The 14,479-nt window shown below is 69.8% G+C and carries 10 protein-coding genes and 1 riboswitch; of the genes, 6 read left to right on the forward strand and 4 right to left on the reverse strand.

The features are described 5' to 3' along the window. Positions 1-249 precede the first annotated feature (249 nt). The 3 genes from ACZ5CW_RS02805 (at position 250) to mctP (ending at position 3,028) form a co-directional block, all read left to right on the forward strand. The gene (locus ACZ5CW_RS02805) at positions 250-1,014 is read left to right on the forward strand and encodes a GntR family transcriptional regulator (protein WP_360749104.1); all 765 of its coding nucleotides are present in this window, start codon (positions 250-252) and stop codon (positions 1,012-1,014) included. A 125-nt stretch (positions 1,015-1,139) separates the two neighbouring features. Beyond that, the gene (locus ACZ5CW_RS02810) at positions 1,140-1,403 is read left to right on the forward strand and encodes a DUF3311 domain-containing protein (protein ID WP_468597772.1); all 264 of its coding nucleotides are present in this window, start codon (positions 1,140-1,142) and stop codon (positions 1,401-1,403) included. After that, complete coding sequence (gene mctP, locus ACZ5CW_RS02815) at positions 1,400-3,028, forward strand: monocarboxylate uptake permease MctP (protein ID WP_468597774.1); 1,629 nt, start codon at positions 1,400-1,402, stop codon at positions 3,026-3,028. The genes ACZ5CW_RS02810 and mctP overlap by 4 nt, the downstream gene beginning before the upstream one ends. 29 nt (positions 3,029-3,057) lie before the next feature. Here the strand turns inward: mctP and ACZ5CW_RS02820 are convergent, their stop codons facing one another. Beyond that, a complete protein-coding gene (locus tag ACZ5CW_RS02820; protein ID WP_468597775.1) occupies positions 3,058-6,681 on the reverse strand; it encodes an NACHT domain-containing protein in 3,624 nt (1,207 codons plus the stop codon). A gap of 199 nt (positions 6,682-6,880) precedes the next feature. Further along, a riboswitch (cobalamin riboswitch) is annotated at positions 6,881-7,004 on the forward strand. Between the two features lie 123 nt (positions 7,005-7,127). Here ACZ5CW_RS02820 and ACZ5CW_RS02825 point away from each other — a divergent pair. Then, a complete protein-coding gene (locus ACZ5CW_RS02825) occupies positions 7,128-9,491 on the forward strand; it encodes a ribonucleoside-diphosphate reductase subunit alpha (protein WP_468597777.1) in 2,364 nt (787 codons plus the stop codon). Continuing rightward, entirely contained in the window at positions 9,491-10,501 is a 1,011-nt protein-coding gene (locus ACZ5CW_RS02830; protein WP_468597779.1) for a ribonucleotide-diphosphate reductase subunit beta, read from the forward strand. Before ACZ5CW_RS02825 ends, ACZ5CW_RS02830 begins: the two co-directional genes overlap by 1 nt. Here ACZ5CW_RS02830 and ACZ5CW_RS02835 read toward each other — a convergent pair. Further along, a complete protein-coding gene (locus ACZ5CW_RS02835) occupies positions 10,414-10,668 on the reverse strand; it encodes a hypothetical protein (protein WP_468597781.1) in 255 nt (84 codons plus the stop codon). The genes ACZ5CW_RS02830 and ACZ5CW_RS02835 overlap by 88 nt on opposite strands. Positions 10,669-10,760: 92 nt before the next feature. On the opposite strand from ACZ5CW_RS02835, the gene ACZ5CW_RS02840 reads away from it, so the two are divergent. Continuing rightward, positions 10,761-11,726: a helix-turn-helix domain-containing protein gene (locus tag ACZ5CW_RS02840; RefSeq protein ID WP_468597783.1), complete on the forward strand. Its 966-nt coding sequence runs from the start codon at positions 10,761-10,763 to the stop codon at positions 11,724-11,726. Between the two features lie 21 nt (positions 11,727-11,747). On the opposite strand, the gene ACZ5CW_RS02845 is transcribed toward ACZ5CW_RS02840, so the two are convergent. After that, entirely contained in the window at positions 11,748-13,118 is a 1,371-nt protein-coding gene (locus tag ACZ5CW_RS02845; RefSeq protein WP_468597785.1) for a bifunctional albaflavenone monooxygenase/terpene synthase, read from the reverse strand. Then, entirely contained in the window at positions 13,115-14,200 is a 1,086-nt protein-coding gene (cyc1, locus tag ACZ5CW_RS02850; RefSeq protein ID WP_468597787.1) for an epi-isozizaene synthase, read from the reverse strand. The genes ACZ5CW_RS02845 and cyc1 overlap by 4 nt, the downstream gene beginning before the upstream one ends. Positions 14,201-14,479: the final 279 nt, after the last annotated feature.

A 14,479-nucleotide genomic window follows, 5' to 3' on the forward strand; every position in this document is an offset into this window, starting at 1 on the left:
GCCGCCCCCTCCCCCCGCTCCCCCCCCCCCCCCCGCGGGGGGGGGGGGGGGGGGGGGGGGGTGGGCCTCCCCCCCCCCCCCCCCGCGCCCGCGCGGCTCGATGGACTAGACCAACAGCGGGTGCACCGGTATACAGAGGAGATCACGGAGCGTGCGGGTGGACTCCTGACACACGAAGCCGTGCCACGATGTGAGCCGTGGCCGATGTCAGTCGGTCGCTTTCGGCATCCGGAGCCGGGAAGGCAGAGCATGAGCACCGACGTCAGCAGTGCGGAGAACGAGGCCGGCACAACCGTCCGTACCGCGCGCGTGCCCAAGTACTACCGCTTGAAGAAGCACCTGCTCGACATGACGGAGACGCAGGCGCCGGGCACGCCGGTCCCGCCCGAGCGCACGCTGGCCGCAGAGTTCGACACCTCCCGCACCACCGTCCGCCAGGCCCTGCAGGAACTGGTCGTGGAGGGCCGGCTCGAACGCATCCAGGGCAAGGGCACCTTCGTCGCCAAGCCGAAGGTCTCCCAAGCGCTGCAGCTCACCTCCTACACCGAGGACATGCGCGCCCAGGGCCTGGAGCCGACCTCGCAGCTGCTGGACATCGGCTACATCACCGCCGACGACCGGCTCGCCGAGCTGCTCGACATCACCGCCGGCGGGCGCGTGCTGCGGATCGAGCGCCTGCGCATGGCCAACGGCGAGCCCATGGCGATCGAGACCACCCACCTGAGCGCCAAGCGCTTCCCGGCACTGCGCCGGTCGCTCGTGAAGTACACGTCCCTGTACACCGCGCTCGCCGAGGTCTACGACGTCCACCTCGCCGAGGCCGAGGAGACCATCGAGACCTCGCTGGCCACCCCGCGCGAGGCGGGCCTGCTCGGCACCGACGTGGGCCTGCCCATGCTGATGCTCTCCCGGCACTCCCTGGACCGCGAGGGCAAGCCGGTGGAGTGGGTGCGGTCGGTGTACCGGGGCGACCGGTACAAGTTCGTCGCACGGCTGAAGCGGCCCGCGGAGTAGACGGAGCCCGCGGCCACCGAAATCGAAGTACCGATATACGGACGAGGTCTTCCGCTGGCGTGATCCTGTCACCTAGATTGCCTGCGCATTACAACAGGTGACCAGCGAGGGGACGGAGCCGCGGCATGTCGGAAACGCCTGAAGTGAGACCACCGGTGGTGACACCGGGCCGGGTGATCATCGGCCTGTGTCTCTTCGCGCCCTTCGTGGCGATGCTGTGGGTCGGCTCCTACGCCAAGACGGACCCGGCTTTCATCGGGATCCCGTTCTTCTACTGGTACCAGATGCTCTGGGTGCTGATCTCCACGGCGCTCACGATGATCGCGTACAAGCTGTGGCAGCGTGACCAGCGCGCCCGCCGGGACGTGAAGGGGGGTGCCGCGAAGTGAAGGACGGTGTCAACGGCGTCGCGCTCGGCGTCTTCATCTTCTTCTTCCTGGCCGTCACGGTCATGGGCTTCCTGGCCGCGCGCTGGCGCAGGGCCGAGAACGAGCACTCGCTGGACGAATGGGGTCTGGGCGGGCGGTCGTTCGGTACCTGGATCACCTGGTTCCTGCTCGGCGGCGACCTGTACACCGCCTACACCTTCGTCGCCGTGCCGGCGGCGATCTACGCGGCGGGCGCGTCCGGCTTCTTCGCGGTGCCGTACACGATCCTGGTCTACCCGCTGATCTTCACGTTCCTGCCCCGCCTGTGGTCGGTCTCGCACAAGCACGGCTACGTGACGACCTCGGACTTCGTGCGCGGCCGGTTCGGCTCCAAGGGCCTGTCGCTGGCGGTGGCGGTCACCGGCATCCTCGCGACGATGCCGTACATCGCGCTCCAGCTCGTCGGCATCCAGGCCGTCCTGGACGTGATGGGCGTCGGCGGCGGCGAGGACACGAACTGGTTCGTGAAGGACCTCCCGCTGCTCATCGCCTTCGGTGTGCTGGCGGCCTACACCTACTCCTCCGGCCTGCGCGCGCCCGCGCTGATCGCGTTCGTCAAGGACGCGCTGATCTACATCGTCATCGCGGTCGCGATCATCTACATCCCGATCAAGCTGGGCGGGTTCGACGACATCTTCGCCAAGGCGGGTGACGCGTTCAGCCAGGTCAACCCGGCCACCGGCAAACCGCGCGGCGCCCTTGCCCCGCCCGAGGCGGGCCAGTGGACGTACGCCACGCTGGCGCTCGGCTCCGCCCTGGCACTGTTCATGTACCCGCACTCGATCACCGCGACCCTGTCGTCCAAGAGCCGCGAGGTGATCCGCCGCAACACCACGATCCTGCCGCTGTACTCGCTCATGCTGGGCCTGCTGGCGCTGCTGGGCTTCATGGCGATCGCGGCCGGGGTGAAGGTCACCAACGGGCAGCTGGCGATCCCGCAGCTGTTCGAGGACATGTTCCCGGACTGGTTCGCGGGCGTGGCCTTCGCGGCGATCGGCATCGGCGCGCTGGTGCCGGCGGCGATCATGTCCATCGCGGCGGCGAACCTGTTCACCCGCAACATCTACAAGGACTTCATCAAGCCGGACGCCACGCCGAAGGAGGAGGCCCAGGTCTCCAAGCTCGTGTCCCTGCTGGTGAAGGTGGGTGCGCTGGCCTTCGTCCTGACGATGGACAAGACGGTCGCCATCAACTTCCAGCTGCTGGGCGGCATCTGGATCCTGCAGACCTTCCCGGCCCTGGTCGGCGGCCTGTTCACCCGCTGGTTCCACCGCTGGGCGCTGCTGGCCGGCTGGGCGGTCGGCATGGTGTACGGCACGGTCGCCGCGTACGGGGTGGCCTCGCCGACGCAGAAGCACTTCGGCGGCTCGGCGAAGGAGATCCCCGGTATCGGGGAGATCGGCTACATCGGTCTGACGGCCTTCGTCCTCAACGTCGTCGTCACGGTGGTCCTCACCTTCGTCCTGAAGGCCGTGAAGGCCCCCGAGGGTCTCGACCAGACCCGGCCGGAGGACTACACGGCGGACGCGGGCGACGCGGGCGTCCAGGTGGAGCTTCCGCCGGCCACCGCGGGTTCCGCGCACTGACCCGAGCGGGCGGGGCGCACGGGCGGCTTCTAGTCGCGCGTGCGCCCCGCCATCGCGTCCCAGAAACGGTCCAGGTCCCCCACGCGCATGCCGACCCAGGCGGGCGTCTTGCGGTGCAGGGTGCCCAGGCCCCGTGGCAGGCAGCGCCGGATGTGTCCGGGCAGCAGGGCCTGCTGCTGGCGGCAGAACGGCTCGCGGATCTCACCCCGGGGCACGCAGCCGCGAGGCGGGTACGGGCAGAGCTGGAACTTGCAGTCGGGCAGGCAGGTGCTGCCCGGCACGGGCGGCTGCGCCATGCCCGCCTTCAGGCCGGGCCTGAGCGGCTGCCGGTCCCGCCGAATGCACGGCGGGAGCGGCATCCCCAGCTGCTCGACACGGTTCAGCCGTTCCTCGACCTCGTCCGGTTGCCCGTCGCGTTCCACGAGGTTGAGCATCACCAGCACGTCGGCGACCAGTCGCTGGGCCCGCCCGTCCAGGGTGCGCCAGCCGGCCGAGGGCGCGATCCACAGGTTGTGCTTGCGGTAGCCCTGCGGGTCGGCGATGCGGGAGCCGATGTTGTCGGCGACGCCCTTCTCGTCGATCCACACGTACCGTTCGGGCCGCCCGACCTCCAGGGCGAGGGCCACCAGATCGCCGGCCTCGGCGACGAACGGGTGCAGGCAGTGCCGGGGGGAGGCGCCGTTCGGCCCCGGCCGTGCCGACGCGTGGTTGACCGTCCCCGCCATCGACAGCCAGCGCTCCACGGTCTGTACGGCGGTCATGCCGCGCACCGCGGCCGACGGTTCACGCGCGGCTCCCCGGCCGGACCCGTCCGCCGCCGCACGACCGGCCGGATCCCGGCGGGTCACCTTGTCCGGCAGCTCCCACAGGCACAGCGCCTGGAGGAGGTTGAGCTGCGCGTACCAGCAGCGGCTCTGCTGCAGTACGGTCTCCGCCTGCCGGATCAGGTCGGCACGGGAGCCCAGGTGGCTGTGCGGATGGCGTTTGCGGCGGTTGGCCGCGTACTTGAAGCCCTGTGACAGGGCGGTCTCCAGAGCGAGCGGCAGATCGGGGGCGCCGCCGGTGTACCCCGGGTCGAGGTGGCGCAGCCACTTGGTGAGGCGTTCGCGGGCCTCGTCACGGTGGACGTCGTCGACGGAGCCGAGGAGCATGGGGATCATCCAGGCCCGCATCACGAACTCGCGCAGCAGAGCGGCGCGTTTCTCCGTGTACCGCCGGTTGAGGGCCCGCCGGCGCTGTTGCAGCACCGCGATGCGCTGGGCCCGTACCGCCGAGGAGACGCGGGCGGCGCGCGCCTCGCGCATCTCGGCGGCCCACGCCGCGTACCGCTGTCTCCTCCAGGCCTTCAGGCCGCCGACCTTCGTGGTGTACTCCTGCACGGGGTCGGTGTGCACGCCGATCCACTCGCGGACCACCGCGAACGCCGGGTTGCCCCCGCTGCCGAACTCCTGGGCGGCCGCGAGGCGGATGGAGTACGCGGGCTCGGCCTTGCCGATCTCGAAGAGCTGTTTGTACAGCGGCGTGGTGTCGATCCTGTCGGCGGCGGCCCGCAGCGCGGTGCCGAGCTGCTTGAGCAGTCCCAGCTTCGCCTCCTCCACGGTGCGCGCGTCACCCCTGATCTGCGACCACCTGTCGTGCACCGTGCGGACGACGTCGGCGATCGGCCGCGGGTCCTCCTCCACGCTCTCGATCTCCAGCGCCGCCGTGTACAGGTCGAGGGTCTTGGGGTCGCCGGGGCGGCGGTCCGCGGTCGCCCGCAGCCGGTGGGCCAGCGACCGTCCGGGGACCGGGGCCTGCCGCAGCCGCCCCTTCACCGCCTTCTTCAGCTCGGCGCTCACGCTCCCGCCCTCCACGTACCGGTCCGCGGCCCGCCGGCGGGACATCAGGACCAGGGTGATCAGCAACTCCCTGCTGGGTCCCGGTGGTTGCAGCGCCTGCTGGACCAGCTCGCCGGCGCCGCGCTCGCCCAGGCGGTACAGCGCGCGGTGGCCGAAGTACGCCTGGATGATGCTGTGCGGGAAGCGGACCTTCTGCTCGAAGCCCTCCACCAGCTTCAGCTTGTCGGCCTGGGCCGCGAAGCGGGCGAGGACGGCGTGGCACTGGACCGGGTTCCCCTCCCTCAGCCGCTTGCCCACCTCCGGACTCACCCGGTCGCAGAGCAGGCCCCAGATCTGCTGCCGGTGCCACTCGGAGGAGGCGTCCCCCCGCTTGCCGTTCGGGGTGAAGCCGCGCTGTTCCCAGGCACGTCCGGCACGGGCCCGCGCCCGCCGGGCCGGGCCGGGCCGGACGTCCGGGCCCAGCAGCTCTGCGAAGCCGACCTCCAGTTTGTCCTGGAGCAGTCCGATGCAGGCCAGGGCCGAGACCACCTCCAGGGTGTCGCCGCGCTCCTGCGGACCGAGCGCCACGTCGTCGCGGAGCCGTCCCTCCAGCAGGGCGTGCTCCCACGTCTCCAGCAGCCACAGCCGCAGCTGGCTGCGGTCCTCGCTGCGGGTGTCCAGCCGTCGCGGATCCCTGCGGCGGTCGCGTTCCAGGGCGCCGTGGTGGTGCAGCTCCCGGGCGATCTGCAGGTAGATGGGCGACTCGGTCATCTCCGCCGTCTCCACGATCCAGTCGATGCGCCGCTCGTCCGTCTCCGGCACTCTCGACTCGACGAAGCGCAATGCCTCCTCCTCGCTGAGCGGTTCCAGCTCCACGATGGCGGCGGGGGTGCTCTCCAGCGGGCTGTGCGGCCGGGAGGCGATGACGAGGGGCAGCCGCTCCTGATAGGCGCGTTCGATGGCCTTGCGGATGATGTTGTCCCGGTCCTCCTGGAGCCCCGGGTCGAGGACGGCCTCCTCCAGGCCGTCGGCGATGACGACCACCTTGTCGTCGGCGATCAGCTGCTGCCAGACCCGCTCGGTCTTGGTGCGCGCCAGGATGCCGTGGGGCGCCTCCTCGGCGAAACGTCGCTGGGCCATGCGCTCGAAGTTCAGGTCGGGGCCGGTGGCGTCCCGCAGCCGGATCGGCACGGGCACGGCACGCTGCCGGGCCAGCATCTCGGTGAGCCGTACCAGTACGGCCGTCTTGCCGACCCCCACCCCGCCGACGAGCAGATACGGTCTGCGCGTGTCACGGCTGCGCAACCGCTGGGCGATGACCTCGGCGACCTCCTCCCGGCCGACGATCTCGGCGGTGTCCGGTCCGGCGGTGACCACCAGGTCCTGCGGGCGTCTGCGTGCCTTCGCCAGGTAGCGGTGCTTGGTCCAGGCGTACCAGCAGAACAGGAAGCAGGTGGCGGCGAGCGAGGCGGTGAGGACGGGACCCAGGACGCGGAAGAAGGCGTCGTCGAACGCCGGGTTGTCCTTGCGCCAGTCCTCGAAGCCGGTCGTCTTCGCGTCGGAGAACCAGAGGTACAGGCCTTCTCCGGCCCAGGCGAGCAGCGCGAGCGCGGCGACGGTCCAGACGATCCTGGTGGCGTTGGTGTAGGAGAACCATCTGCGCCACTTCTTGGGCCGGGTGGTGTCCTGGCGGGCTTCCCAACGGACCGTCATGCCGTGCCAGTAGCCGAGACAGAGCCGGTGGCCCCGGCGTCCCAACCCCCTCAGCGGTAGGGTCGCCATGGGTGCGCTGCGCGGCCGCTCCTTGCCCGGCGGGTGACGGACGACCTTCGGCATCGTGCACTCTCCTCCTGTGCCTGCTCGGGACGGAGGACCCCTGGACGCCGACGCCTACTTCCATGGAAGCACTCCCGGCGCGCCCCGCAACCCGGCCCGCGGCCAGGCCCGCGGGCCACGGAAGTTGACCCTCTGAAGCCGCCGCACCACGCAACAGACACAACATGTGGGGGTGACACGGCAGCCCAGCACTAGATGTATGCTCATCCTCGCTGTCGCCGCAGGGGAATCCGGTGCGAATCCGGAACTGTCCCGCAACGGTGTACTTGCGTGCATCCGCACGCCCGTTCAGTCCGAGGACCTGCCGGCAGCGCGCCCGGCCGTCCGGTCCGGGTGCCTTGAGACGTCCGGGCCTCGTGGAGTGGGCCGGTGGACGCGACGCCGTGCGCGCTCGTGGCTGCCCCTGCCCTCCGCCAGGCCCCGTGCCGAGCGAGGGAGAGCCCCACGTGACCATCGCGCCAGCCGATCCGGCTTCAGTCAGCGAGCTGAAGACCGACGGTCCCGGTGCCGCGCTGCTGCGGACCCTGACCGAGCTGACCGCCGACCTCCCCGACGCCGACCCCGGCCGGGTCGCCGCCGCCGCGCTGCGGGGCCGGTCCGCGAGGGCCGACGAGGCGGAGTTGCGCGAGCTGGCCACGGAGGCGGCCGCGGGCCTGATCTCCGAGGACCCCGCCTACTCCAGGCTGGCCGCCCGGCTGCTGACCCTGGCCATCCGGGACGAGGCCGCCTCGCAGGGCGTGCGGTCCTTCACCGAGTCCGTCGCCGTGGGGCACCGGGAGGGTCTCATCGCGGACCGGACCGCCGAGTTCGTGCGGCTGCACGCCGAGCGGCTCGACGCGCTGATCGACCCGCAGGCCGACGACCGCTTCGGTTATTTCGGGCTGCGCACCCTGCACAGCCGCTACCTGCTGCGGCACCCGATCACCCGCAAGGTCGTCGAGACGCCCCAGCACTTCATGCTGCGCGTGGCCGGCGGACTCGCGGAGGACGACACCACCCGCTCGGTGGACGAGGTCGCGGCGCTCTACGGGCTCATGAGCCGCCTCGACTACCTGCCCTCCTCCCCCACCCTCTTCAACTCCGGTACCCGGCACCCGCAGATGTCGTCCTGCTACCTGCTCGACTCCCCGCTGGACGAGCTGGACTCCATCTACGACCGCTACCACCAGGTCGCCCGCCTCTCCAAGCACGCCGGCGGCATCGGTCTGTCGTACTCCCGGATCCGTTCGCGCGGTTCGCTGATCCGCGGCACCAACGGGCACTCCAACGGCATCGTCCCGTTCCTGAAGACCCTGGACGCCTCGGTGGCCGCCGTGAACCAGGGCGGCCGGCGCAAGGGCGCGGCCGCGGTGTACCTGGAGACCTGGCACTCCGACATCGAGGAGTTCCTGGAGCTGCGCGACAACACCGGTGAGGACGCCCGGCGTACGCACAACCTGAACCTCGCGCACTGGATCCCGGACGAGTTCATGCGCCGGGTCAACGCCGACGAGCAGTGGTCGCTGTTCTCCCCGGCGGACGTGCCGGAGCTGGTGGACCTGTGGGGCGAGGAGTTCGACGCCGCCTACCGCAAGGCGGAGGCGAACGGCCTCGCGAAGAAGACGATCCCGGCCCGCGACCTGTACGGCCGCATGATGCGCACCCTCGCGCAGACCGGCAACGGCTGGATGACCTTCAAGGACGCCGCCAACCGCACGGCGAACCAGACGGCGACCGCCGGCCATGTCGTCCACTCCTCCAACCTCTGCACGGAGATCCTGGAGGTCACGGACGACGGGGAGACGGCGGTCTGCAACCTGGGCTCGGTCAACCTCGGCGCCTTCGTGACGGCAGACGACATCGACTGGGAGCGGCTGGACGAGACGGTCCGCACGGCCGTCACCTTCCTCGACCGGGTCGTGGACATCAACTTCTACCCGACCGAGCAGGCGGGCCGCTCGAACGCCAAGTGGCGCCCCGTCGGCCTCGGCGCGATGGGGCTGCAGGACGTCTTCTTCAAGCTGCGCCTGCCTTTCGGCTCCCCCGAGGCGAAGGCCCTGTCCACCCGGATCGCCGAGCGCATCATGCTCGCCGCGTACGAGGCCTCGGCCGACCTCGCCGAGCGCAACGGCCCGCTGCCGGCCTGGGAGAAGACCCGTACGGCCCAGGGTGTCCTGCACCCCGACCACTACGGCGTCGAGTTCACCTGGCCGGAGCGCTGGGCGGCGCTGCGGACGCGGATCGCCGCGGTCGGCATGCGCAACTCCCTGCTCCTCGCCATCGCCCCGACCGCCACCATCGCCTCCATCGCGGGCGTGTACGAGTGCATCGAGCCGCAGGTGTCCAATCTGTTCAAGCGCGAGACGCTGTCGGGCGAGTTCCTCCAGGTCAACTCGTACCTGGTGCACGACCTGAAGGAGCTGGGCGTCTGGGACGCCCGTACCCGGGAGGCGCTGCGCGACTCCAACGGCTCGGTGCAGGACTTCGCGTGGATCCCCGAGGACGTACGGGCGCTGTACCGCACCGCGTGGGAGATCCCGCAGCGCGGCCTGATCGACATGGCCGCGGCCCGGACCCCGTTCCTGGACCAGGCGCAGTCGCTGAACCTGTTCATGGAGACGCCGACCATCGGCAAGCTCTCCTCGATGTACGCGTACGCCTGGAAGCAGGGCCTGAAGACGACGTACTACCTGCGCTCCCGCCCGGCGACCCGCATCGCCCGCGCCGCCCAGGCGCAGACCCAGACCCCCATCCCCGTGCAGCAGGCCGCCGACCCCGACGCCGTCGCCTGCTCCCTTGAGAACCCCGAGTCCTGCGAGGCCTGCCAGTAATGCCCAGCAACCAGAACCTGCTCGACCCCGGCTTCGAGCTGACTCTGCGCCCGATGCGCTACCCCGACTTCTACGAGCGCTACCGGGACGCCATCAAGAACACCTGGACCGTCGAGGAGGTCGACCTCCACTCCGACGTCGCCGACCTCGCGAAGCTGACGCCGGCCGAACAGCACCTGATCGGCCGTCTGGTGGCCTTCTTCGCCACGGGCGACTCGATCGTCGCGAACAACCTGGTGCTCACGCTGTACAAGCACATCAACTCCCCGGAGGCGCGCCTGTACCTGTCGCGCCAGCTGTTCGAGGAGGCCGTGCACGTCCAGTTCTATCTGACGCTGCTCGACACCTACCTGCCCGACCCGGACGACCGTGCCGCCGCCTTCGCGGCCGTGGAGAACATCCCGTCGATCCGCGAGAAGGCCGGGTTCTGCTTCAAGTGGATCAACGAGGTGGAGAAGCTGGACCGCTTGGAGTCCAAGGCGGACCGCCGGCGCTTCCTGCTCAACCTCATCTGCTTCGCCGCGTGCATCGAGGGGCTGTTCTTCTACGGTGCCTTCGCGTACGTCTACTGGTTCCGCAGCCGCGGCCTGCTGCACGGTCTGGCCACCGGCACCAACTGGGTGTTCCGTGACGAGACGATGCACATGTCCTTCGCCTTCGACGTGGTCGACACCGTCCGCAAGGAGGAGCCGGACCTCTTCGACGAGGGGCTGCAGCAGCAGGTCACCGACATGCTGAAGGAGGCCGTCGAGGCCGAGCTGCAGTTCGCGCGCGACCTGTGCGGTGACGGCCTCCCGGGCATGAACACCGACTCGATGCGGCAGTACCTCGAGTGCGTCGCCGACCAGCGTCTGACGCGTCTCGGCTTCGCCCCGGTGTACGGCTCGGAGAACCCCTTCTCCTTCATGGAGCTGCAGGGTGTTCAGGAGCTGACGAACTTCTTCGAGCGCCGTCCCTCGGCGTACCAGGTCGCCGTGGAGGGCACGGTCGACCTGGACGAGGACTTCTGAGCCTCCTCCTTCCGCAGGTTGCCTCCACAGGCCTCCTGGGCCTCCCTGAGCTGCCGGTCGATGCGCCTGTCGCGCACGATGCCGAGCACGGACGGGAGGACCAGGAGGACCAGGATCCCCAGCGTGGCGAGCATTCCGATCAGGCCTTCGATCTGGTTTCCGTTCATGACACCACTGTCGCGCCGAATGCTCCTTACCGTGAGTGGCAGGACTGCCGCAGACCCTCGAATTACTGCCATCGACGAGGCACACTGGCAGCATGCTGAAGAACGTGGCCGCCGTGCTGCTGGACGGAGTGCATCCCTTCGAGCTGGGTGTCGTGTGCGAGGTGTTCGGCATCGACCGCAGCGACGAAGGGCTGCCGGTGTACGACTTCGCCGTGGTCTCGGCCGAGAGCGAGCAGCTGAGCACGCACGTCGGCGGACTGACCGTGTCGACGCCGTACGGCCTGGAGCGGCTGGAGGAGGCCGACCTGATCGCGGTGCCGGCCGGCAGCGACTACGTCACCCGGGACTACCCGCCCGCGCTGCTGGACGCCCTGGTGCGGGCCGTGGAGCGGGGCACCCGCGTGCTGAGCGTGTGCTCGGGCGTCTTCGTGCTCGGCGCGGCCGGACTGCTCGACGGCCGGCGGTGCAGTGTGCACTGGCGGCAGGCCAAAGAACTCGCGCTGCGCAACCCGCGGGCGATCATCGAGCCCGACGTCCTGTACGTGGACGAGGACCCGGTGATCACCTCCGCCGGCACCGCCGCCGGGATCGACGCCTGTCTGCACCTGGTGCGCAAGGAGCAGGGCCCGGAGGTCGCCAACAAGATCGCCCGCCGGATGGTGGTACCGCCGCACCGGGACGGCGGACAGGCGCAGTTCATCGAGCGGCCCCTGCCGAAGGCGCCCTGCGACACGGTCGGGGAGGTGCTGGCGTGGATGGAGGCCCACCTCGACCAGGAGGTGACCGTCGAGCAGCTCGCCGACCGCGCCCACATGTCCCCGCGCACCTTCGCCCGCCGCTTCCAGCAGGAGACGGGGACCACGCCCTACCGCTGGATCCTGCGCCAACGGGTGCTGCTGGCCCAGGAGTTGCTGGAGGCCACGGACGAGACGATGGACGCCATCGCCTGGCGCACCGGATTCGGTACGGCGGCCGCGCTGCGGCACCAGTTCGTCCGGGCGCTCGGGACGACCCCGAACGCCTACCGGCGCGCGTTCCGGGGCCCGCAGGCCGCCTGAGCGCGCGCCGGCCCAGGTGTCCTACCAGGGCATCGGCCGCAGCAGCAGGTCGTGCGGGCGCAGCGTGATACCCACCCGGGTGCTGTCGTTCGACCCGCTGACCTGCTCGAAGCGGTACTTCGCCGAGATCGCCGCGGTGATCAGGGTCAGCTGGGCCATGGAGAAGTGGTCGCTGGGGCACTTGCGGTTGCCGACGCTGAACGGGCTCATGGCGTACTTCGGCACCTGCCCCGCCCGCTCGGGCAGCCAGCGGTCGGGGTCGAAGTCGAGGTGGCGGTCGTAGGAACGGGCGTCACGCTGGACGGCGTACGGGCTGTAGACGATGTCCGCCCCGGCCGGAATGCGATAGCCCCCGAGGACGGTGTCGGTCACCGCGCGCCGCGTCAATATCCATACGGCGGGCCTGAGCCGCATGGCCTCGACGACGACATTGTTGGTGTGGGTGAGTGCGCGAACGTGCTCGAATCCGACCGGTCGACCACGCGTCACGGATTCGACCTCGGTCCGTACCTTCTCGGCGTGTTCCGGATGTTCCGCGAGGACCTGCAGCAGCCACATGATCGTGGACGCGACGGTTTCGCTGCCGGGCGTGAGTATCGCGACGACCTGGTCGTGGATCTCCTGTTCCCCGATGGGGTCGCCATTGTCGTCCTTCGCCTCCAGCAATGCCGTCAGCAAATCGTCCGGCTTTTGACCAGATGCCCTCCGCTCGGCGACGATCTCATCGACCAGCAGATGCAAATCGGCCAGGGCCCGGTTGAATTCGCGGTTGGCCGGGAACGGCAGCCGGTACAGCGGCCCGAGCGGGATCACCATCCTGCGGTACATCCCCCGGAAGACGGTGGCGAGGTCGACGCTGAGCCGCTCGGCGCGCTCGTCCATGTACTCGCCGCGCAGCAGACAGCGGGCGGCGATGCGGACGGCGACCCGGAAGGACTCGGAGGTGCAGTCGATGGTCTCGCCGGGCCGCCAGCGCTCGGTCAGCGCGTGCGCCTCCTCCTCCATGACCGGCCCGTAGCCCGGTATCGCGTCCAGCCGGAACGCGGGCTGGATGGTGCGCCGTTGGCGCCGGTGCCGGGGGCCGTTGGCGGTGGCCACGCCCTCCTTGCCGAGCAGCCCTTCGAGCGACTCCCACAGCGGGCCGTCGATCTTGAAGTCGGGGCTCAGGGCCAGCGCACCGGTGAGCGCCGGCGTGGTGACGGCGTACACCGTCTTGGGGCCGAGCCTGAGGCGTACGACGTCGCCGTGCTCGCGCAGCCGGGACATGAAGGCCAGCGGGTCCCGGACCAGCCTCAGGCCGTGCCCGAGGCCCGGTACGGCACCCCCGGCCAGGGGTGGTTCGCGCAGCTCGGTGGTCTCGGGGGCCACGGGCTTCACGGACTCGACGGTCATTTCTCACCTGCCGCTTCGTTGGTGACGTACGGGGGCGTGGACCGGTCGTCCCAGCTGTCCACCCGGTACCGGCCGGACTCGTGGTGGAACCAGTAGACGGAGCTGAACCAGTTGCGCATATTGCCGACACAGGTGCGGACGGCGACGCTCAATTCCTTGCCGCGGACCGTGCCGTCGTCGATCTCGTCGGCGAACCGCAGGGCGTCCCGCTCGGCGTCGAGGAATTCACTGATGCATTCCTCGACCCGGTACCTGACTTCGTCCACGGCTTCTTCGAGGGTCAACCCTTCATGACTGATGAGACTGATACCGAGATTGTGGACCTCGTCGCCCGCTATTTCCTTCGGCAGTGAGCACAGATCGTTGTACCAGGCGGCGAATTCCTGACTCAGCAGCGCGGCCCGGCGATAGGCCGGGTTTTTCCGTACACGGTCCGGGAGTTCACAGCCGGCACTCGGCTCGAGCAGGTCCGTCCATATCCAGTGCGCGAAGGTGTGCCGGCGCAGGGCGAGGTATTCCTCGACACCGGGCACATATCCCTCGGTGCGGTTGCGGAACTCGCGGTCGTAGGCCTCGATCACCGCGTGGAAGTGCCGGGCGAACCGCTGGTTCCAGGTGTGCGGCAGGAAGCCGTACAGCCGCCGCACACTGTCGGCGAAGGCCGCCACCAGTGGGTCGGGGTGGTGCAGATGGTGCCTGGGTGCGTCGAGTGCCGCGTGCAGGCGGTACCTCAGCCGCCGCCAGTCGCCCGTCCGGCCGTGGACGACGTAGCGGTCGTGGCGGTCGTCCCAGACGAAGAACCAGGCGCTGTAGTCGGCTATGGCCTGCAGGACCTCGTCCGGCGCGCCCGTGTAGTAGCCCGCCATGAGGTCGGTGTAGCACAGTCCGTCGGCATATTCCTGCACCTTGTCCGCCGGCATGAGCCGTTTTTCCAGCAACCAGCGCCGCGTCTTCTCCTGGAGCTGCGGCCAATACGGATGCAGTCGCCGGGGAAAGGCGGACTCGATCACCGGGAGTACCAGTGAGGGTGGGACTACGACCGCCGTCGGTGTCGCTGTGGTGCTGTGTGGGAAAGCTTGCACAGAACAGACCCCTCTCAGCCGCCAGGAGCGCACGCCCCTCCCGTTGTGCCGGGCGTGCGCCGTTGCGTATCCCGCACTTCCATTCAGCACCACAACTGACCGTCGTGGGAACGGATTTGCTTCACTCACTACCCCAAGATGCCGAGAATCTCCCCCCACGTGACCGATTAAGGATCACTAGGCACGTAGAAGCGATCGGTTGTGCGACGTACTGACGAGCGAACCGGGACATGCAAAGGGCGCCCGACCGGGAGTGATCCCGGCCGGGCGCCCCAACGT

The organism is Streptomyces sp. NPDC031379, from assembly GCF_055569615.1.